Source organism: Roseovarius atlanticus, from assembly GCF_019802205.1.
Classification (GTDB): Bacteria; Pseudomonadota; Alphaproteobacteria; order Rhodobacterales; family Rhodobacteraceae; genus Roseovarius; species Roseovarius atlanticus_A.
Genome location: NZ_JAHVHQ010000002.1, coordinates 833,612 through 850,296, shown reverse-complemented (window position 1 = coordinate 850,296; position 16,685 = coordinate 833,612). Strand labels below are relative to the sequence as shown.

The window sequence follows — 16,685 nt, the reverse complement described above, 5'->3', positions numbered from 1 at the left end:
GATGTTGCAGGGGCGATTACCGGGTTTTCACAGGCGGGGCAAGGCGGCGGAGGCTTGCCACGCGGGCCGCGATGGGCGAAGGACGAGGCATGAGCGATTTCAGAACCAGGGCCCGGGCCGCCGAGGCCGAGATGCGGCACGTCTTCGAGGCGACGCCGTTGCAGCGCAATGCGCACCTGTCGGACAAGTACGGCGCCGAGGTGTATCTGAAGCGCGAGGATCTGAGCCCGGTGCGGAGTTACAAGCTGCGCGGCGCGTTCAATGCGATGCGCAAGGTGATGGCGGCGGGTGAGGATGCGCCGGTGTTCGTTTGTGCCAGTGCCGGGAACCATGCGCAGGGCGTGGCCTTCATGTGCCGGCATTTCGGGGTGAAGGGCGTGATCTTCATGCCGGTGACGACGCCGCAGCAGAAGATCGGGCAGACGCGCAAGTTCGGCGGCGATGCGGTGACGATCCGCATGGTTGGAGACTATTTCGACGATACGCTGGCGCAGGCGCAGGGATATTGTGCCGAGGTGGGCGGGCATTTCCTGTCGCCTTTCGACGACGAGGACGTGATCGAAGGGCAGGCGTCGGTCGCGGTGGAGATCGAGGCGCAATTGGGCGTGGTGCCGGACCGCATCGTGCTGCCGGTGGGCGGCGGGGGGCTGTCGTCTGGCGTGCGCAGTTATTTCGGGCCGGAGGCCAACATGGTGTTCGTCGAGCCGGTGGGCGGCGCCTGTCTTGCCGCCGCGTTGCAGTCCGGGGAGCCTGTGCGGCTGAAATCCGTGAACACCTTTGCCGATGGGGCGGCGGTGGCGCAGATCGGGGCGCGGACGTTTGAACGGTTGCGCGATGTGGATCCGTCCAACGTGATTGCCGTGGCCGAGGATCGGGTCTGCACCACGATGCTGGAGATGCTGAACATCGAGGGCATGGTGCTGGAACCGGCGGGCGCGCTGGCGGTGGATGCGTTGAAGGACCTGGATATAAGCCCCGGCGAGATGATCGTCTGCGTGACCTCGGGCGGGAATTTCGATTTCGAACGCCTGCCGGAGGTCAAGGAACGGGCGCAGCGGTTCGCGGGGCTGAAGAAGTATTTCGTGCTGCGGATGCCGCAGCGGCCCGGGGCGCTGAAGGACTTCCTGACGATCCTGGGGCCGGACGACGATATCGCGCGGTTCGAGTACCTGAAGAAATCGGCGCGCAACTTCGGCTCGGTCCTGATCGGGATCGAGACCAGTGACGCCGCCAATTTCAAGCGGATCGAGGCGGAAATGACCGCGGGCGGGTTCGACCACCGGGATATCACCAATGATCAGATCCTGGCGGAGTTCCTAATCTGAGGTGAGGCGCGGCAGCTCGCCCAAGAACTTGGTCTTGGAACTGGCGTAGGTCTCGACGATATGGGCAAGGTCGATTTCCGAGGCGTCGCCGCGGGCCGCCGTGACCTCGCCCTCCTTGCAGAGCCTGGAGAAGTCGTCGAACCCGAGGTTGAGGGCGCTGCCCTTGAGGAAATGCAGCTTGGCCTCGAGCGTTTCGGGGGCGGGATCGTCGCGGAGTTCGGCGATCTCTTCCTCGACCTCCTCGAGGAAGATCTCGACCACCTCGTCGAAATCCTCGGCCCCGATTTCGTCGCGCAGCTGGATGACGCGGTTCCAGTCGATCATGGCAGCCTCCTTTGTGCCGGACGCTAGGGGCACTCGATTAAAGGGCGGTGAAGGGCCGGGGCGAATTAGGCGGCATTTTAGGCTTCACATGGCATTAAGGGGGGCGTGGTTGCATATGGGTCAAAACGCATAGGCAAGACCCGTGTCGGCCCACCCCAGCAAGGCGATTGACCCGCCGCCCGATCAGATGAGCATCCGCCGTGTGCTGGTTGTCGATGACAGCCGGTTGCAGCGGCGCATCATCCACGCGGCCCTGTCGCGGCTAGGACTGGACGTGGTCGAGGCGGGGTCGGGGACCGAGGCGCTGACGATTTGCGAGGCGGCGCCGCCGGACCTGGTGATCAGCGACTGGATGATGCCGGGGATGAACGGGCTGGAGCTGTGCCGCGCTTTCAGGGCGCTGCCGCGGGAGGATTACGGGTATTTCATCCTGGTGACCTCGAAGAGCGAGAAGGAGGAGGTGGCGCTGGGCCTCGATGCCGGCGCGGACGATTTCCTGACCAAGCCGATCAACCCGGGCGAACTGCGTGCCCGGATCGCGGCGGGGGACCGGATCGTGCGGATGCAGCGGGAGCTGAGCGAGACGAACCGGCTGGTGCGCGAAACACTGGCGGAATTGCAGGGGCTTTACGATTCGCTCGACAGTGACCTGATCGAGGCGAAAAAGCTGCAACAGTCCCTGATTTCCGAACGCTACCGCGAGTTTGGCCCGGCGCAGGTGTCGTTGCTGTTGCGCTCTGCGGCGCATGTGGGGGGCGACCTTGTGGGGGTCTTTCCGGTCAGCGAGACGCGGATCGGTCTGTATGCGATCGACGTGTCGGGGCATGGCGTGAGTTCGGCCCTGATGACGGCGCGGCTGGCGGGGTACCTGTCGGCCACGACGCCCGAGCAGAACGTGGCGCTGGCGCATGGCCCGGACGGGTTTCTGCCGCGGCCGCCGAACAAGGTGCTGGCGGACCTCAATCAGATGTTTCTGGGTGAAATAGAGACTGAACTATACTTCACGATGCTCTTGGCCGATGTCGATCTTGCCACCGGGCGCGTGACCATGGCGCAGGCGGGGCATCCGTGCCCGGCCATCCAGCGCGCCGACGGGCGGGTCGAGATCAATGGGCCGGGGGGCCTGCCCGTGGGGCTGATCGACGGCGCGACGTATGAGGCTTTCGAGGTGCAGCTGTATCCCGGGGACCGGCTGTTGCTGCATTCGGACGGGGTGGACGAATGCGCGGATCGCGCGGGCAGGCTGCTGGGCGAGGACGGGGTGCGGCGTATCCTGCGCGAGCTGCGCCAGACCGAAGGCATGGCGTTCCTGGAATCGGTGATCTGGAAGCTGGCGGAATTTGCCGGGCGCGACGATTTCGACGACGACGTGTCCGCAGTGCTGCTGGAGTTCAAGCCAGTCGGAAAAGCGACCTGACGAAGTGCCGGTCGCCGGGATTGCCGACATGGCGCGCGGCGGTTTCGGGGTCGGCGAAAAAGGCGGTATGGCCCGGCTCGGACGGTGCCGAGAGGGGCCGCACCGGGCGGGCGCGGTAGATGATGCAGATCTTGTCGGCCCAGAGATCGTATTCCGGCATGTAGACGAAGCGGCGGAACGACCCCAGCCGCCGGGGCGCGGCAATGCGCCAGCCGGTTTCCTCGAACACTTCGCGGTGCAGGGCCTGCAGGGGCGATTCGCCGGGATCGATGCCGCCGCCGGGCAATTGCATCTCGGGCTTGGGCTCTTCCTGCCAGGTCAGAAGCAGTTTTCCGTTGCGCGGCAGGATGGCATAGGCGCCGGGGCGCGCGGTGTATCGGATGTCGGGCCTTGGCGGCTTGCCGAAGCGTCGCATGGCGCGGCCCCCCTTGGAGTATGCCTTGTTGCGCATATATAGTCGCGATATGCCAAGAACGGGCGCACAAGAAAACCCCCCAAAGGATACGCGATGACACTCGGCCAGAAGATCGCCTGGGACGATACCGTCCTGCCATTTCAATTGGACCAGTCGGACGTGCGCGGCCGCGTGGTGCGGCTGGACGGCGTGTTGGACGGCGTGCTGAAACAGCACGACTATCCCGCGCCGGTGGAGGCGCTGATCGCCGAGATGGCGCTGATGACGGCGTTGATCGGGCAGACGATCAAGCTGCGCTGGAAGCTGTCGTTACAGGTGCAGGCGAACGGGCCGGTGCGGATGATCGCGACGGATTACTTCGCCCCGTCCGAGGATGGCGAGCCCGCGAAGATTCGCGCCTATGCCAGTTTCGACCCGGAGCAGATCACCGATGCGACGCCGTTCGACCAGATCGGCGAAGGGTATTTCGCAGTGATTCTGGACCAGGGCAAGGACACCGCGCCCTACCAGGGGATCACGCCGATCGCGGGCACGCGGCTGAGCGATTGCGCCGAGGCCTATTTCGCGCAGTCCGAGCAATTGCCGACGCGGTTTGCCCTGAGCTATGGCCGTTCGACCGAGGGCGACGGGCGCGAGCACTGGCGCGCGGGTGGCGTGATGATCCAGATGATGCCCAAGGCGTCGCCCTTTGCCAGCGGTGGCGGAAGCGGTGAAGACGGGTTGCTGTCGGCCTCGGATATTCTGGATGAGGATGGCGAGGAGAACTGGAACCGTGTGAACACCCTGCTGGACACGGTCGAGGACCTGGAGCTGATCGGGCCGTCGGTGTCGTCGACTGACTTGCTGGTGCGTCTGTTTCACGAAGAGACCCCGCGCGTCTTCGACGTTCAGCCGGTGCGCTTTGGCTGTACCTGTTCCGAGGAGCGGCTGCGCAACAGCCTGTCGATCTATTCGGCCAAGGATATCGGGCACATGACCACCGACGAGGGCACGGTCACCGCCGATTGCCAGTTCTGCGGGGCGCATTACACGCTCGACCCGGCGACGCTGGGCTTCGAGGCCGAGGCGAAGGGCGATGACGAGTGACCTGATTGCGACCCTGCGCGGCGCGTTGCAGGGCGACATGGCGCCGTCGTCGGATTACGATCTGAACCCGGATGTGGTGCTGCCGGAGGGGCGCAAGCTGCGGCCCGCCGGGGTGCTGGTGCCGATCGAGGTGACGGAAGCGGGCGCGCGGTTGTGGCTGACCAAGCGGTCCTCGGCCTTGCAACATCATCCCGGGCAGGTGGCCTTTCCCGGTGGCAAGCAGGAAGACGGCGACGCCGATATCGTGGCCGCCGCCCTGCGTGAGGCGCATGAGGAGATCGGGCTGGACCCGGACATGGTGGACGTGCTGGGCACGTTGCCGCCGCACGAGACGGTGACGAGTTTCCACGTGACGCCGGTGATCGGTATGATTTCCGGGCCGTTTTCGCCGGTGCCGGAGGCGGGCGAAGTGGAGGAAGTGTTCTCGGTTCCATTGGAGCATGTGCTGGAATTGGGCCGGTTCAGGGTCGAATCCCGGCGCTGGCGCGGGACGCGGCGGCATTATTTCGCGGTGCCCTATGGCCCCTATTACATCTGGGGCGCGACCGCGCGGATGTTGCGCGCGATGGCCGAGGCTGTACGCTTGGGCGCATGACGCTGACAGGTGACTGGATCGACGCGGGCGAGACGCAGGATGTGTGCCGGATGCTGGAGGCAGCCGGGCATCGCGCCCTGTTGGTCGGCGGGTGCGTGCGCAACGCGCTGATGGGCGTGGCGGTGAACGACATCGACATCAGCACCGATGCGCGGCCCGACGCTGTTGTCGCGCTGGCAGAGGCGGCGGGGATGAAGCCGGTGCCCACGGGGATCGAGCATGGCACGGTGACGGTCGTTTGCCGGGGCGTGCCGTTCGAGGTGACCACGTTTCGCAAGGATGTGGAGACGGACGGGCGGCGCGCCGTGGTCGCCTTTGCCGATGACGTGGACAGCGATGCGCGGCGGCGGGATTTCACGGTGAATGCGCTGTATGTGACGCGAAAGGGCGAGGTGATCGACCCGCTGGGCGGGCTACCGGATATCGCGGCGCGGCGCATCCGGTTCATCGACGATGCCGAGACGCGGATCCGGGAAGATTACCTGCGCATCCTGCGGTTCTTTCGGTTTCACGCGGCCTACGGGGACCCTGCGGGGGGTCTGGACCCGGATGGCCTCGCGGCCTGCGCGGCGCTGGCGGACGGAATCGACGGGCTGTCGAAAGAGCGGATCGGGGCGGAGATGAACAAGCTGCTGGCGGCGCGCGACCCTGCGCCGTCGGTCGCGGCGATGCGGCAGGCGGGTGTTCTGGCGCATGTCCTGCCAGGGGCCGATGACCGGGCGCTGGCGCCGCTGGTGCATCTGGAAGAGATGCACGGCTTTGACCCGGACGCGATGCGGCGGCTGGCGGCGCTGGGCGGGGACAATCCCGCCGACGCGCTGCGCCTGAGCCGGAAGGATGCGCGGCGGCTGGAGGGTCTGCGCAACGAGGCCGCGGGCCCGCAACCGCCCGAGGCGCTGGGGTATCACCACGGGATCGGGATGGCGCGGGACATCGTGCTGTTGCGCGCCGCGCTGTTCGAGCTGCCGGTTCCGCGTCACGCCTTTGCCGCCGCAGATCTGGGGGCGAATGCGGTGTTTCCTATCAACGCGCAGGACCTGATGCCGGCGCTGGAAGGTCCGGCATTGGGCAAGGCCCTGAAAGAACTGGAGGATGCGTGGATCGCGTCGGGGTTTACGCTCGACCGGCAGGCGCTGCTGAAACTGGCGACATGAAAGGGTCATTTGACTTTGCGCAGGTTTGGCGGCATCTTGCCCGCACCACATGGAGGTTGAGACATGCTTATCGGGGACTTTGAACGCTCATAAGCGCCGGATCGCGGAAGTGATCCAGTGCGCGGCGTCGCGCCCCTTTGTCATGTCTATTCCTTCGCGGAGTCCCCTCCATGTTCAAGTTTTTCGAAAACCTCGTTGATCCTTATGTGCCGTATGAAGAGTCGGACACGCCGCCGACGCGGCTGTGGCCGTTCATGCGGCTTTACATGGTGCCGTTTCGCCGGGTGTTCTGGATGGCCGGGATCATGTCGGTCGTGGTGGCCGCCATCGAGATCTGGCTGATCTACTACATGGGGCGGATCGTCGACATCCTGGCAGGCGACCCGATGGAGGTCTGGCGGGATTACGGCACCGAGATCATCGTGGTGGCGGTGTTCATTTTGCTGATCCGTCCCGCGATCCAGGCGTTCGACGTGATGTTGCTGAACAACACGATCCTGCCGAATTTCGGCACGCTGATCCGCTGGCGGGCGCACAAGCACGTGCTGCGGCAGTCGGTGGGCTGGTTCGAGAACGACTTTGCCGGGCGAATCGCCAACCGGATCATGCAGACGCCGCCGGCGGCGGGCGAAGCGGTGTTCCAGGCGTTCGACGCCATCGCGTTTTCCATCGCCTACATCATCGGCGCGGGCATATTGCTGAGCGATTCCGACCCCCGGCTGATGCTGCCCCTGATTGGGTGGCTGGCGCTGTACGGATTCCTGGTGCACTGGACGGTCAAGCGGGTGCAGCCGGCCTCCAAGGCGGCGTCGGATGCGCGCAGCCTTGTGACGGGGCGCGTGGTGGACGCCTATACCAACATTCATTCGGTGAAGCTGTTCGCGCACAACACGCGCGAGGTGGAATACGCCAAGGAGGCGATCGAACACGCGCGCCAGACCTTTCAGAACGAGATGCGGATTTACACGGTGATGGACGTGGTCCTGACGCTGCTGAACGGCCTGTTGATCGTGGCGGTCGTGGGATGGGCGTTCTGGCTGTGGATGCAGGGACAGGCCAGTGTCGGCGTGGTGGCCGCGGCGACGGCGCTGACCCTGCGGCTGAACGCGATGACCGGGTGGATCATGTGGGCGCTGACCTCGTTCTTTCGGCAGCTGGGTGTCGTGGCTGAGGGGATGGAGACGATTGCCCAGCCGATCTCGCTGGTGGATTCCAGGGGAGCTGCGCCGCTGGACATGCAGGAAGGCCGGATCGAGCTGCGCGAGCTGTCGCATCATTTCGGGCGCGACAGCGGCGGGCTGGACCGGATTTCGCTGAACATCCGGCCGGGTGAGAAAATCGGTCTGATCGGCCGGTCCGGGGCCGGGAAATCGACCCTGGTCAAGCTGCTTTTGCGGTTCTACGACGCCGAGCAGGGGCAGATCCTGATCGACGGGCAGGACATTTGCCAGGTGACGCAGGACAGTCTGCGCGACCGGATCGGGATGGTGCAGCAGGACAGCTCCTTGCTGCATCGCTCGGTGCGGGACAACATCCTTTATGGCAAGCCCGAGGCGAGCGAGGCGCAGATGCTGGAGGCGGCGAAGAAGGCCGAGGCGCACGACTTCATCCTCGACCTGGAGGACCCGCAGGGGCGCAGGGGCTATGACGCGCATGTGGGCGAACGCGGCGTGAAGCTGTCGGGCGGCCAGCGGCAGCGGATCACGCTGGCGCGGGTGATCCTGAAGGACGCGCCGATCCTGCTGCTGGACGAGGCGACCAGTGCGCTGGACAGCGAGGTGGAAGCGGCGATTCAGGAAACGCTCTATGGCATGATGGAGGGCAAGACGGTGATCGCGATTGCCCACCGCCTGTCGACGATTGCGCAGATGGACCGCATCATCGTGCTGGATCACGGTCGGATCGTCGAAGAGGGCGGGCATGCCGAACTGCTGGCGCAGGGCGGGCTGTACGCCCGGTTCTGGAGCCGCCAGTCGGGCGGGTTCATCAATGCCGACGAGGACGAGGCGGCGGAGTAGGGCATGGCCGAATTTGTGATCGAACGTCTTGGGCACCTTGGTGACGGGATCGCCGAGGGGCCGGTCTATGTGCCGGGCGCGCTGCCCGGCGAGCGGGTGACCGGGACGCTCGAGGGCAACGTGCTGCGGGACGTGAAGATCCTGGAGCCCGCCGCGACGCGGGTGAAGGCGCCGTGCCGGCATTACAAATCCTGCGGTGGGTGCCAGTTGCAGCACGCCGATGACGGGTTTCTGGCCGACTGGAAGACCGGGATCGTGCGCGAGGCGCTGGCGGCCCAGGGGATCGAAACCGAGATGCGCGAGATCGCCGTATCGCCGGCCAACGCGCGGCGCAGGGCCGGGTTTTCGGCGCGGCGCACCAAGAAAGGCGCCACGGCGGGGTTTCACGCCAAAGGGTCGGACGTGATCGTGGAATTGAGTGAATGCCAGGTGGTGGTGCCGGAATTGCTGGAGGGCGCCCGCGTGGCGCAGGCGCTGGCCCGGATCGGCACCAGCCGGAAAGGCGAGTTGAGCGTCGCGGTCGCGTTGTCCGAGACGGGGCTGGACGTGCGCGTGGAGGGGGGCAAGCCATTGGAGGGGCCCCTGCGGATCGCGCTGGCGCAACTGGCCGAGAGCGAAGACTTGGCGCGGCTGACATGGGACGAGGAAACCGTGGTCACGCGGCGACCGCCAATTCAGGACTTCGACGGGATCGCCGTGACCCCGCCGCCGGGGGCGTTTCTGCAGGCAACCAAGGAGTCCGAGCGGCTGTTGCAGGATGAGGTTGCGGCGATTTTGGCCGGAACAGAGCCTGTCATCGACCTGTTCGCGGGATGCGGCACCTTTGCCCTGCCGCTGGCGCGCGAGCGGGCGGTGCATGCCGTGGAAGGCAGCGCGGGGATGACGCGGGCGCTGGACGAGGGATGGCGGCACAGCGCGCGGCTGAAGAAGGTGACGGTCGAGGTGCGGGACCTGTTTCGCCAGCCCGTCATGGCCGAGGACCTGAAACGGTTCGGCGGCGCGGTGATCGACCCGCCGCGCGCCGGGGCCGAGGCGCAATGCCGCGAACTGGCCGAAGCGCAGATGCCCGTGATCGCCTACGTGTCCTGCAACCCGGTGACCTTCGCGCGCGATGCGAAGATCCTGACCGATGCGGGCTACGTCGTGGAGTGGGTGCGCCCGGTCGACCAGTTTCGCTGGTCGGTGCATGTCGAGCTGGTTGCTGCAATCCGCCGGAAAACAGGCTGATGGCACAATTTTGAAATGACGCGGCGGTCCTGACTGTGTAAAACGTTGCCAGGGACAGGCAACAGGTTAATCGAGCAATGAATCGCAGAAATTTCATGCTTCTGTCGGTCGCCAGCGCATTTCTGGCGGCCTGTGGATCGAAGTTCAAATCCTATAACGGGCCGCAAGTGACGCAGGTTCTGGTCAGCAAGAGCCAGCGGCGGATGTACCTTTTCCACCACAACAAGGTGCTGAAGGCCTATGACGTGGACCTCGGCTTTACCGCCGCGGGGCACAAGCAGTTCGAGGGCGATGGCAAGACGCCGGAAGGCGATTATTTCATCGACCGGCGCAATCCGAACAGTTCGTTCCACCTGTCGCTGGGGATTTCGTACCCCAACGAGGCGGACCGTGCCTTTGCCAAGGCGCAGGGGAAGAGACCCGGTGGGGATATCTTTATCCACGGCGAGCCCAACGACCTGGGCTGGATCCGCAAGCGGCGGCTTGGCCGCGACTGGACCGCCGGGTGCATTTCCGTCCGGAACAAGGAAATCGAGAAGATCTATGCGATGGTGCGCAACGGCACCCCGATCCGCATCACGCCGTGAGGGGTGGGCCTACTTGCCCATCACCAGCGTCCACCAGATCTTGCCGTTGCGTTCCTGTTCCCAGGAAAAGCCCATTTGCCGGGCGTCGGGCGCCATGATGACCTGCTTGGTCGACGCCTCGTCCATCCAGGCGGTCAGGGTTTCCAGCTCGGTCTCGTAGGTTTCCGAGATGTTCTCGCCGACCAGGTCGCCGCTGTAGCCGACGCGGCGGACCCGGTCGATCGGCGAGGAGCCGTCGGAGCCGAAATGCCAGGGGCGGTTCTGCACCGACATGTCGCGCGAATGGGTGGCGGCGGCCGCGTTGAGCTGCGCGTTCAGCTGAACGGCGGGGCGCCCGGCGGCCTGGCGCAGGGCGTTGACGGCGTCGAGCATCCGGTACTGGATCTCGGCGGTCTGGCCCGCACGGATGCGGTAGACCTGCTGCAGCGGCTCGCCATCGGGGCCGACCGTGGATTGCGGCGGCGGCGCGGCACAGGCCGACAAGAGCACAAGTGCGGAAACCAGCAGGCTAAAAATACGCGTCATCAGTCTCTACCACCCAGAAGTTCGTTCGACTCGCCTCTTAGCGCGGCTTGAGTGGTCTTTCAAACCCACAACCACGTCAGGTGCCCGAATGTTGCCGGTTTGATTTGCGACTGAGGCATTCGCGCCATATGCTGCGATCAGTTCCAAAGCAGACAGTTGGAAGACAGACATGTCCCTATATCCCAAAAACACATTCAGCCGGCGCGCTTTCCTGGCCGGCACCGCCGTTTCGCTGGGTGCGCCGGCGCTGGCGCAAACCGGCACCACCGAGATGGAGGGCGCGATTACCCAGACGGTGCGGCGCAACATTTCGAGCTTTCGCGCCGCGGACTGGCGGCCGCATTTCAAGAGCCTGAGGAATGGTGCGATCCTGGTCGATATCTCGTCCCGCGCGCTGCATTTCTGGGACGAGGACGGGCAGACGAAGTTCCTGTTCCCGTCGAGCATTCCGATGTCGGAAGAGCTGACGCGGCGGGGCCGGACGCGGGTGGTGCGCAAGGTGGAGGGCCCGGACTGGCGCCCGACGCCGTCGATGCTGAAGCGGAACCCGGACTGGCCGTCCTACGTGCCGCCGGGGCCGGACAACCCGCTGGGCACCCATGCCCTGTACCTGGGCTGGACCTATTACCGGATCCACGGCACGCATGACACGCGCAAGATCGGGCGGCGGTCGTCGAACGGGTGTATCGGGCTTTACAACGAGCACATCGCAAAGCTGTTCGCGCGGGCCAAGGTTGGCACGCAGGTTCTGGTGATCTGACGCGGATTGCGCTGGAATAGAGACGAGTTTGGGCAGCGTTTCGGCGCTGCCTTTTTTTTGTTTGGAGGGTCGAGCTGCTTCGCGCGGAATCGAGGCCGCAGGCCGCCGCTCATCGACGGGCCGCCCCCTGCGCCTTATGACCCTATGTCATCCTCTGGCTTGACCAGAGGATCTCTTGCCCCACGAGATCCCGGATCAAGTCCGGGATGACGCGTGCCGTTTTTTCCGACCGCTTCAGTCCAGCCAGCCCTTGAGGTTGTCCTCGATCACCGTGCTCAGCGCCTTGATATGGGCGTCGCTGTCGTTGAGGCAGGGGATATAGAGGAACTCTTCGCCGCCGGCCTCCTCGAAGCTTTCCTTGATCTCTTCGTTGATCTCTTCCAGCGTCTCGATGCAGTCGGCGGAAAAGGCGGGCGCGATGACGGCGATGTTCTTCTTGCCGTCCTCGGCCAGCTTGGCGACATGTTCGACCGTGTAGGGGCGCAGCCATTCCTCGGGGCCGAATACCGACTGGAACGTGGTGGTGATTTGGGTGTCGTCCCAGCCCAGACGTTCCCGCAGCAGCCGCGTCGTTTTCTGGCACTGGCAGTGGTAGGGGTCGCCCTGTTTCAGGTAGCGCTGCGGCATCCCATGATAGGAGACGACGAGGATCTCGGGCTTCTTGTCAGTCTCTGCATAGCCCTTTTCGACCGATTGGGCCAACGCCTCGATATAAAGCGGATGCTCGAAATAGGGCTCGACCACGCGGGCGATGGGCTGCCAGGTTTCGTCCATCAGGGCGCGGAAGAACTGGTCGTTCGCGGTGGCCGAGGTGGCGCCGGCATAGTGCGGGTAGAGCGGGAAAAAGAGGATCCGGGTGCAGCCGGCCTCTACCAGCGCGCGGACCTTGGACTTGGTCGAGGGGTTGCCGTAGCGCATGCAGAAATCGACCATCACGGTGTCGCCATAGCGGGCCTTGAGCGCCTCGGACAGCTTGGTCGTCTGGTCGCGGGTGATGGTCATCAGGGGGCTTTCGCCCTTGTCCTCGTTCCAGATGGATTTATAGGCCTCGCCGCTGGTGAAGGGGCGTTTCGACAGGATCACCAATTGCAGAAGCGGCTGCCAGAGCCAGGGCGAATAGTCGATCACGCGGCGGTCCGACAGGAACTCGTTGAGGTAGCGCCGCATGGACCAGTAGCCGTAATCGTCGGGCGTGCCGAGATTGGCGATGAGAACGCCCGTCTTGGGGTCCGGGATGGCCGGATGGTCGGACGGAGCGTGGACAGGACAGGTCTTGTTCTTGGCGGCGTCAAACATGGGCGGGCGTCTTTTCTGGTCGGATGGGATCACGGACACATAAAGGATTGCGGTCGGTCGTCAATCTTTGAGCGGGGTCTCGGAGGTGCCGAGGGCGTCGGCGAGACGTGTTGTCGCGCTTCCAGGGCGGAGGGGCTGGGGCTGGTCCGCAGAGGGGGCCCAGCCGGTGAGGGTGATCAGCTCGAACGTGGCGGGGATGCGGCCGTCGGGGGTGCCGAAGGTCTCGGCGTAGAGCTCGGCGGCGCGCAGGAGCACGTCGCGCCGGGTGAAAGAGCGGGGCCGGGCGTCGAGCGCGTTGGCCTCGCCCATGGCGCGCAGGTCGTGCATCAGGGCGATGAGGTTTTCGTAGCTGGCCTCGAGCGGGAGAGTGTCGGCCACCGGCAGGGCAAACCCGGCGCGTTGCAAGAGCGCGCCAAGGTCGCGGATATCGCCCATGGGCAGGACCCGGGGCGACAGGCCGCCGCGCAGGTCGGATTCGGCCTGGGCGAGGACGGCGCGCAGTTGATGCAGGGTCTGGCCGCCGAAGAAGACGGCGATGAACAGGCCATCGGGGCGCAGGGCGCGACGGCACTGGATCATCTGGCCCACGGGGTCGTCCGCCCAGTGCAGGGACATGGCGTGCAGGATCAGGTCATGGGATTCAGGCTCTAACGCGAGGGTTTCGGCGTCTTCTATGATCTGCGCGTCCGGAAATGCCGCCTGCCACGGGTCGGGCAGTCCGGTGACGATGCTCGTATCCGTAAAGGATTTGTTAACGAAACTGAGCCGATCCTTGATCTCGTCGATCGCGGTCTCGTGCAGGAACAGCGCGGGGGCGCGGCTGGCACGGTTGCGGTTGCGCTGAAGCGCGCGGCGATCGGTGAGGGTTCTGGTCATGGTGGCTAAATAGAGTGGCTTTCGAGGCAATTCAAACGGCGCTTCGCGTGGTCTATCCGCCGCGCTGCACGTTATGCGGCGGACTGGTGGAGAGCGAGTTCGGCCTGTGCGGCCCTTGTTGGCGGGATACGCCGGTGCTGGCCGGGCTGGTCTGTGACCTGTGTGGGTGTCCCCTTCCCGGCGAGGATGCGGGCGGGGATGCGCGGTGCGACGATTGCCTGCGCGTGGCGCGGCCCTGGCAGAAAGGGCGCGCGGCGCTGATCTACAAGGACAATGCGCGCAAGCTTGTGCTGGCGTTGAAGCACGGCGACCGGCATGACGTGGTGCCGCTGGCGGCGACGTGGATGAAACGGGCGGCCGCCCCGCTGCTGGTGCCGGAGTGCCTGTTCGTTCCCGTGCCGTTACACTGGACCCGGCTGTTGAAGCGGCGGTTCAACCAATCGGCCCTGCTGGCGCAGGCGGTGGCGAAAGAGGTGAACGCGGCGTGGTGTCCCGATGTTCTAGAACGTGTGAGGCGGACGCCCTCGCTGGATGGGATGGGCATGGAGGCGCGGTTCGCGACGCTGGACGCGGCCATAGGCGTATGGAAGGGGCGGCGGGTGATGATCCACGGGCGCGCGGTGATCCTGGTGGATGACGTGATGACATCGGGCGCGACACTGGCGGCCTGCGCGGGCGCCTTGCTGGCGGCGGGCGCGGCGGAGGTCAGGACACTGACACTGGCGCGCGTGGTCAAGGATGCTTAAGTAGGGGCCAACCACGGAAAGGATTGGACCCTGTCATGAGACCCGTTGAAATCTACACCTCGCAGCTTTGCGGTTTTTGCCACGCGGCCAAGCGGCTGCTGTCGCAGAAGGGCGTGGACTTTACCGAGATCGACGTGGGGCGGGAGCCGGAGAAGCGGGCCGAGATGACGCAGCGTGCCAATGGCGGGCGGACGGTGCCGCAGATCTTTGTCGGCGACGTGCATGTGGGGGGCTGTGACGAGCTTTATGCGATGGACCGGGCGGGCAAGCTGGACGCGCTGCTGAAAGCATGAAAACTGCCCTGATCCAGCTGAATGCGTCGGATAGCCCCGAGGACAACCTGCCGGTCACGCAAGGTCTGATCGACGAGGCGGCGGCGGGCGGCGCGGGGTTCGTGCTGACGCCGGAGGTGACGAATTGCCTGTCGGCCAGCCGGACCCGGCAGGAGGAAGTGCTGCGCCACCAAGACGTCGACGCGACGCTGGCCGGTCTGCGGCAGCAGGCGGAGCGGTTGGGGATCTGGGTGCTGATCGGGTCGATTGCGGTCAAGACGGATGACGCGGACGGGCGGTTTGCCAACCGTTCGTTTCTCATCGACCCGAAAGGCGGGATCGCGGCGTGGTATGACAAGATCCACATGTTCGACGTGACGGTTTCCGAGACGGAGCAATACAGGGAATCGGCCGGCTATCGCCCCGGCGACCGGGGCGTGACGGCCAGGACGCCGTTCGGCACGATCGGGATGACGGTATGCTATGATCTGCGGTTTCCCGGGCTTTACCGGCGTCTGGCGCAGGCCGGGGCGGAGATTCTGACGGTGCCGTCGGCCTTCGCCGTGCCCACGGGCGAGGCGCATTGGGAGACGCTGCTGCGGGCGCGGGCGATCGAGACCGGGTGCTACGTTCTGGCCCCGGCGCAGACCGGCCAACATTCGGCCACGCGCGGCAAGGAACGCCGCACTTATGGGCATTCGCTGGCCGTGGGACCGTGGGGTGACGTATTGGCAGATGCCGGAACCGAGCCGGGTGTGGTATTCGTGGACGTGAACCGGGACGAGGTGACCCAGGCACGGGCGCGGATACCGGCGGTAAACAGTGAGGTCGACATCACTTGGTCGTGACAACGGATAACACGCTGCATTCGATTGCCGTTTCGCTGTTCAGCGAGGTTCTGGCGAACGAGCAGCTGATCCGGAGCCGGTTGAGCCGGGTGCTGCCGAAAGGCATGGAGATCTCGCATTTCTCGGTGCTGAACCACCTGGCGCGGGCCAATGGCGAACGAAGCCCGGCGCAGCTGGCCAAGAGCTTTCACGTGACGCGCGGGGCGATGACCAACACGCTGAGCAAGCTGGAATGGGCGGGGTATGTGCATATCCGGCCCGACTGGGACGACGCGCGGCGCAAGATGGTGTCGATCAGCCCCGCCGGTACGCGGGCGCGGGATGCCGCGATTTCCGCGATCATGCCGTTGATCACCGAGGTGGTGAGCGAGTTGGGCGAGACCAACGTGCGGGCCACCCTGCCCGTGCTGCGCGAGATGCGCGCGAAGCTGTCGGACGAGAGCTAGGCTCTGGTTCAGGGTTTTACGCTGGTCGTGACGTAATTCACGGCGAGGTCGCGATCCGACAGGGACCAGGACCAGCTGATGGGATTGAAGACGAAGCCCTTGCGGTCGACCGGGTCGAGGCCGGCGTCGCGCAGAAGGCCGTAGAGCTCTTCCGGGGTGATGAACTTGTTCCAGTCATGGGTGCCCTTGGGCAGCCAGCGCATGATGAATTCCGCGCCGACAATGGCGGCGGCAAAGCTCTTGGCGGTGCGGTTGAGGGTGGAGCAGACATGCAGGCCGCCCGGTTTGAGCAGGCGTTGGCAGGCAGTGAGATAGGTGGCGGGGTCGGCCACGTGCTCGACCACTTCCATGTTCAGGACGATGTCGAACTGTTCGCCCGCGGCGGCGAGCGCCTCGGCGGTGGTGTTGCGGTAGTCGATCTCGAGGCCGGATTGCGCAGCGTGGACCTGTGCCACGGGGATGTTGCCCGCAGCGGCGTCGGCGCCGACCACGGTGGCGCCAAGGCGGGCCATCGGCTCGGCCAGCAGACCGCCGCCGCAGCCGATATCCAGAAGCCGCAGGCCGGCGAAGGGTTTCGCGGTCTTGAGGTCGCGGTCGAATTCGGCGGCGATCTGCGACGTGATGTAATCCAGACGACAGGGATTGAGCATGTGCAGCGGCTTGAACTTGCCGTTCGGGTCCCACCATTCGGCGGCCATCGCCTCGAATTTGGCGACTTCTTCGGTGTCGATCGTAGTCGAGTTGGGTTGCATTCCGCGTTCCATGTGC

19 protein-coding genes are annotated in these 16,685 nt (G+C 65.3%); 13 read left to right on the top strand and 6 right to left on the bottom strand.

The genetic code is table 11. From position 1 onward, the window contains the following. Positions 1–89: 89 nt before the first annotated feature. Positions 90–1,325 carry a threonine ammonia-lyase IlvA gene (ilvA, locus tag KUV49_RS04340; RefSeq protein ID WP_222451780.1) on the top strand — a complete coding sequence of 412 codons (1,236 nt, stop codon included), beginning with the start codon at positions 90–92 and terminating at the stop codon, positions 1,323–1,325. On the opposite strand, the gene KUV49_RS04335 is transcribed toward ilvA, so the two are convergent. Further along, a complete protein-coding gene (locus tag KUV49_RS04335) occupies positions 1,317–1,649 on the bottom strand; it encodes an Hpt domain-containing protein (RefSeq protein WP_222451779.1) in 333 nt (110 codons plus the stop codon). The two genes, ilvA and KUV49_RS04335, sit on opposite strands and share 9 nt — an antisense overlap. 187 nt (positions 1,650–1,836) lie before the next feature. On the opposite strand from KUV49_RS04335, the gene KUV49_RS04330 reads away from it, so the two are divergent. Next, positions 1,837–3,066: a PP2C family protein-serine/threonine phosphatase gene (locus tag KUV49_RS04330; protein WP_222451778.1), complete on the top strand. Its 1,230-nt coding sequence runs from the start codon at positions 1,837–1,839 to the stop codon at positions 3,064–3,066. Here the strand turns inward: KUV49_RS04330 and KUV49_RS04325 are convergent. Beyond that, positions 3,041–3,517, bottom strand: coding sequence for an NUDIX hydrolase (locus KUV49_RS04325; protein ID WP_261391421.1), 477 nt, complete (start codon positions 3,515–3,517; stop codon positions 3,041–3,043). The two genes, KUV49_RS04330 and KUV49_RS04325, sit on opposite strands and share 26 nt — an antisense overlap. Positions 3,518–3,574: 57 nt before the next feature. Here KUV49_RS04325 and KUV49_RS04320 point away from each other — a divergent pair, with 57 nt between their 5' ends. The 6 genes from KUV49_RS04320 to KUV49_RS04295 all read left to right on the top strand — a co-directional run bounded on the left by KUV49_RS04320 (position 3,575) and on the right by KUV49_RS04295 (position 10,148). After that, positions 3,575–4,567, top strand: a complete 993-nt coding sequence (locus KUV49_RS04320) for an Hsp33 family molecular chaperone HslO (protein WP_222451777.1) — start codon at positions 3,575–3,577, stop codon at positions 4,565–4,567. Continuing rightward, positions 4,557–5,162: a CoA pyrophosphatase gene (locus KUV49_RS04315; RefSeq protein WP_222451776.1), complete on the top strand. Its 606-nt coding sequence runs from the start codon at positions 4,557–4,559 to the stop codon at positions 5,160–5,162. The genes KUV49_RS04320 and KUV49_RS04315 overlap by 11 nt, the downstream gene beginning before the upstream one ends. Continuing rightward, positions 5,159–6,316: a CCA tRNA nucleotidyltransferase gene (locus KUV49_RS04310; RefSeq protein WP_222451775.1), complete on the top strand. Its 1,158-nt coding sequence runs from the start codon at positions 5,159–5,161 to the stop codon at positions 6,314–6,316. The genes KUV49_RS04315 and KUV49_RS04310 overlap by 4 nt, the downstream gene beginning before the upstream one ends. A 170-nt stretch (positions 6,317–6,486) precedes the next feature. After that, positions 6,487–8,334 carry an ABC transporter ATP-binding protein gene (locus tag KUV49_RS04305; RefSeq protein ID WP_222451774.1) on the top strand — a complete coding sequence of 616 codons (1,848 nt, stop codon included), beginning with the start codon at positions 6,487–6,489 and terminating at the stop codon, positions 8,332–8,334. Between the two features lie 3 nt (positions 8,335–8,337). Further along, the gene (locus KUV49_RS04300) at positions 8,338–9,561 is read left to right on the top strand and encodes a class I SAM-dependent RNA methyltransferase (protein WP_222451773.1); all 1,224 of its coding nucleotides are present in this window, start codon (positions 8,338–8,340) and stop codon (positions 9,559–9,561) included. Between the two features lie 77 nt (positions 9,562–9,638). Next, the gene (locus KUV49_RS04295; RefSeq protein WP_222451772.1) at positions 9,639–10,148 is read left to right on the top strand and encodes a murein L,D-transpeptidase family protein; all 510 of its coding nucleotides are present in this window, start codon (positions 9,639–9,641) and stop codon (positions 10,146–10,148) included. A gap of 9 nt (positions 10,149–10,157) precedes the next feature. Here the strand turns inward: KUV49_RS04295 and KUV49_RS04290 are convergent, their stop codons facing one another. Continuing rightward, entirely contained in the window at positions 10,158–10,673 is a 516-nt protein-coding gene (locus KUV49_RS04290; protein WP_222451771.1) for a CAP domain-containing protein, read from the bottom strand. Between the two features lie 169 nt (positions 10,674–10,842). Between KUV49_RS04290 and KUV49_RS04285 the strand changes: the two genes are divergently transcribed. Beyond that, on the top strand, positions 10,843–11,433 hold the full coding sequence (locus KUV49_RS04285; RefSeq protein WP_222451770.1) for a L,D-transpeptidase: 591 nt from the start codon (positions 10,843–10,845) through the stop codon (positions 11,431–11,433). A gap of 234 nt (positions 11,434–11,667) precedes the next feature. Here KUV49_RS04285 and hemH read toward each other — a convergent pair whose 3' ends face one another. Together hemH and KUV49_RS04275 are read right to left on the bottom strand one after the other, a co-directional pair. Then, entirely contained in the window at positions 11,668–12,729 is a 1,062-nt protein-coding gene (gene hemH, locus KUV49_RS04280; RefSeq protein WP_222451769.1) for a ferrochelatase, read from the bottom strand. Positions 12,730–12,789: 60 nt separating this feature from the next. Next, on the bottom strand, positions 12,790–13,605 hold the full coding sequence (locus KUV49_RS04275) for a methyltransferase domain-containing protein (protein WP_222451768.1): 816 nt from the start codon (positions 13,603–13,605) through the stop codon (positions 12,790–12,792). A 14-nt stretch (positions 13,606–13,619) separates the two neighbouring features. Here KUV49_RS04275 and KUV49_RS04270 point away from each other — a divergent pair, with 14 nt between their 5' ends. From KUV49_RS04270 to KUV49_RS04255, 4 genes are read left to right on the top strand one after another with little or no spacing between them, the layout of a single operon-like run. Then, positions 13,620–14,351: a double zinc ribbon domain-containing protein gene (locus tag KUV49_RS04270; RefSeq protein WP_315899543.1), complete on the top strand. Its 732-nt coding sequence runs from the start codon at positions 13,620–13,622 to the stop codon at positions 14,349–14,351. Positions 14,352–14,386: 35 nt separating this feature from the next. Continuing rightward, the gene (gene grxC / locus KUV49_RS04265; RefSeq protein WP_222451767.1) at positions 14,387–14,644 is read left to right on the top strand and encodes a glutaredoxin 3; all 258 of its coding nucleotides are present in this window, start codon (positions 14,387–14,389) and stop codon (positions 14,642–14,644) included. Then, the gene (locus KUV49_RS04260) at positions 14,641–15,471 is read left to right on the top strand and encodes a carbon-nitrogen hydrolase family protein (RefSeq protein WP_222451766.1); all 831 of its coding nucleotides are present in this window, start codon (positions 14,641–14,643) and stop codon (positions 15,469–15,471) included. Before grxC ends, KUV49_RS04260 begins: the two co-directional genes overlap by 4 nt. After that, positions 15,468–15,917: a MarR family winged helix-turn-helix transcriptional regulator gene (locus tag KUV49_RS04255; protein ID WP_222451765.1), complete on the top strand. Its 450-nt coding sequence runs from the start codon at positions 15,468–15,470 to the stop codon at positions 15,915–15,917. Before KUV49_RS04260 ends, KUV49_RS04255 begins: the two co-directional genes overlap by 4 nt. Before the next feature lie 8 nt (positions 15,918–15,925). Here the strand turns inward: KUV49_RS04255 and ubiG are convergent, their stop codons facing one another. After that, positions 15,926–16,669: a bifunctional 2-polyprenyl-6-hydroxyphenol methylase/3-demethylubiquinol 3-O-methyltransferase UbiG gene (ubiG, locus tag KUV49_RS04250; protein ID WP_222451764.1), complete on the bottom strand. Its 744-nt coding sequence runs from the start codon at positions 16,667–16,669 to the stop codon at positions 15,926–15,928. Between the last annotated feature and the right edge of the window lie 16 nt (positions 16,670–16,685).

Coding starts and splice junctions, on each gene's coding strand:
- grxC (WP_222451767.1), top strand. CDS start 14,387: ATGAGACCCGTTGAAATCTACACCTCGCAGCTTTGCGGTTTTTGCCAC.
- KUV49_RS04285 (WP_222451770.1), top strand. CDS start 10,843: ATGTCCCTATATCCCAAAAACACATTCAGCCGGCGCGCTTTCCTGGCC.
- hemH (WP_222451769.1), bottom strand. CDS start 12,729: ATGTTTGACGCCGCCAAGAACAAGACCTGTCCTGTCCACGCTCCGTCC.
- KUV49_RS04320 (WP_222451777.1), top strand. CDS start 3,575: ATGACACTCGGCCAGAAGATCGCCTGGGACGATACCGTCCTGCCATTT.
- KUV49_RS04260 (WP_222451766.1), top strand. CDS start 14,641: ATGAAAACTGCCCTGATCCAGCTGAATGCGTCGGATAGCCCCGAGGAC.
- KUV49_RS04310 (WP_222451775.1), top strand. CDS start 5,159: ATGACGCTGACAGGTGACTGGATCGACGCGGGCGAGACGCAGGATGTG.
- KUV49_RS04290 (WP_222451771.1), bottom strand. CDS start 10,673: ATGACGCGTATTTTTAGCCTGCTGGTTTCCGCACTTGTGCTCTTGTCG.
- KUV49_RS04300 (WP_222451773.1), top strand. CDS start 8,338: ATGGCCGAATTTGTGATCGAACGTCTTGGGCACCTTGGTGACGGGATC.
- KUV49_RS04315 (WP_222451776.1), top strand. CDS start 4,557: ATGACGAGTGACCTGATTGCGACCCTGCGCGGCGCGTTGCAGGGCGAC.
- ubiG (WP_222451764.1), bottom strand. CDS start 16,669: ATGCAACCCAACTCGACTACGATCGACACCGAAGAAGTCGCCAAATTC.
- KUV49_RS04335 (WP_222451779.1), bottom strand. CDS start 1,649: ATGATCGACTGGAACCGCGTCATCCAGCTGCGCGACGAAATCGGGGCC.
- ilvA (WP_222451780.1), top strand. CDS start 90: ATGAGCGATTTCAGAACCAGGGCCCGGGCCGCCGAGGCCGAGATGCGG.
- KUV49_RS04275 (WP_222451768.1), bottom strand. CDS start 13,605: ATGACCAGAACCCTCACCGATCGCCGCGCGCTTCAGCGCAACCGCAAC.
- KUV49_RS04305 (WP_222451774.1), top strand. CDS start 6,487: ATGTTCAAGTTTTTCGAAAACCTCGTTGATCCTTATGTGCCGTATGAA.
- KUV49_RS04330 (WP_222451778.1), top strand. CDS start 1,837: ATGAGCATCCGCCGTGTGCTGGTTGTCGATGACAGCCGGTTGCAGCGG.
- KUV49_RS04325 (WP_261391421.1), bottom strand. CDS start 3,517: ATGCGCAACAAGGCATACTCCAAGGGGGGCCGCGCCATGCGACGCTTC.
- KUV49_RS04295 (WP_222451772.1), top strand. CDS start 9,639: ATGAATCGCAGAAATTTCATGCTTCTGTCGGTCGCCAGCGCATTTCTG.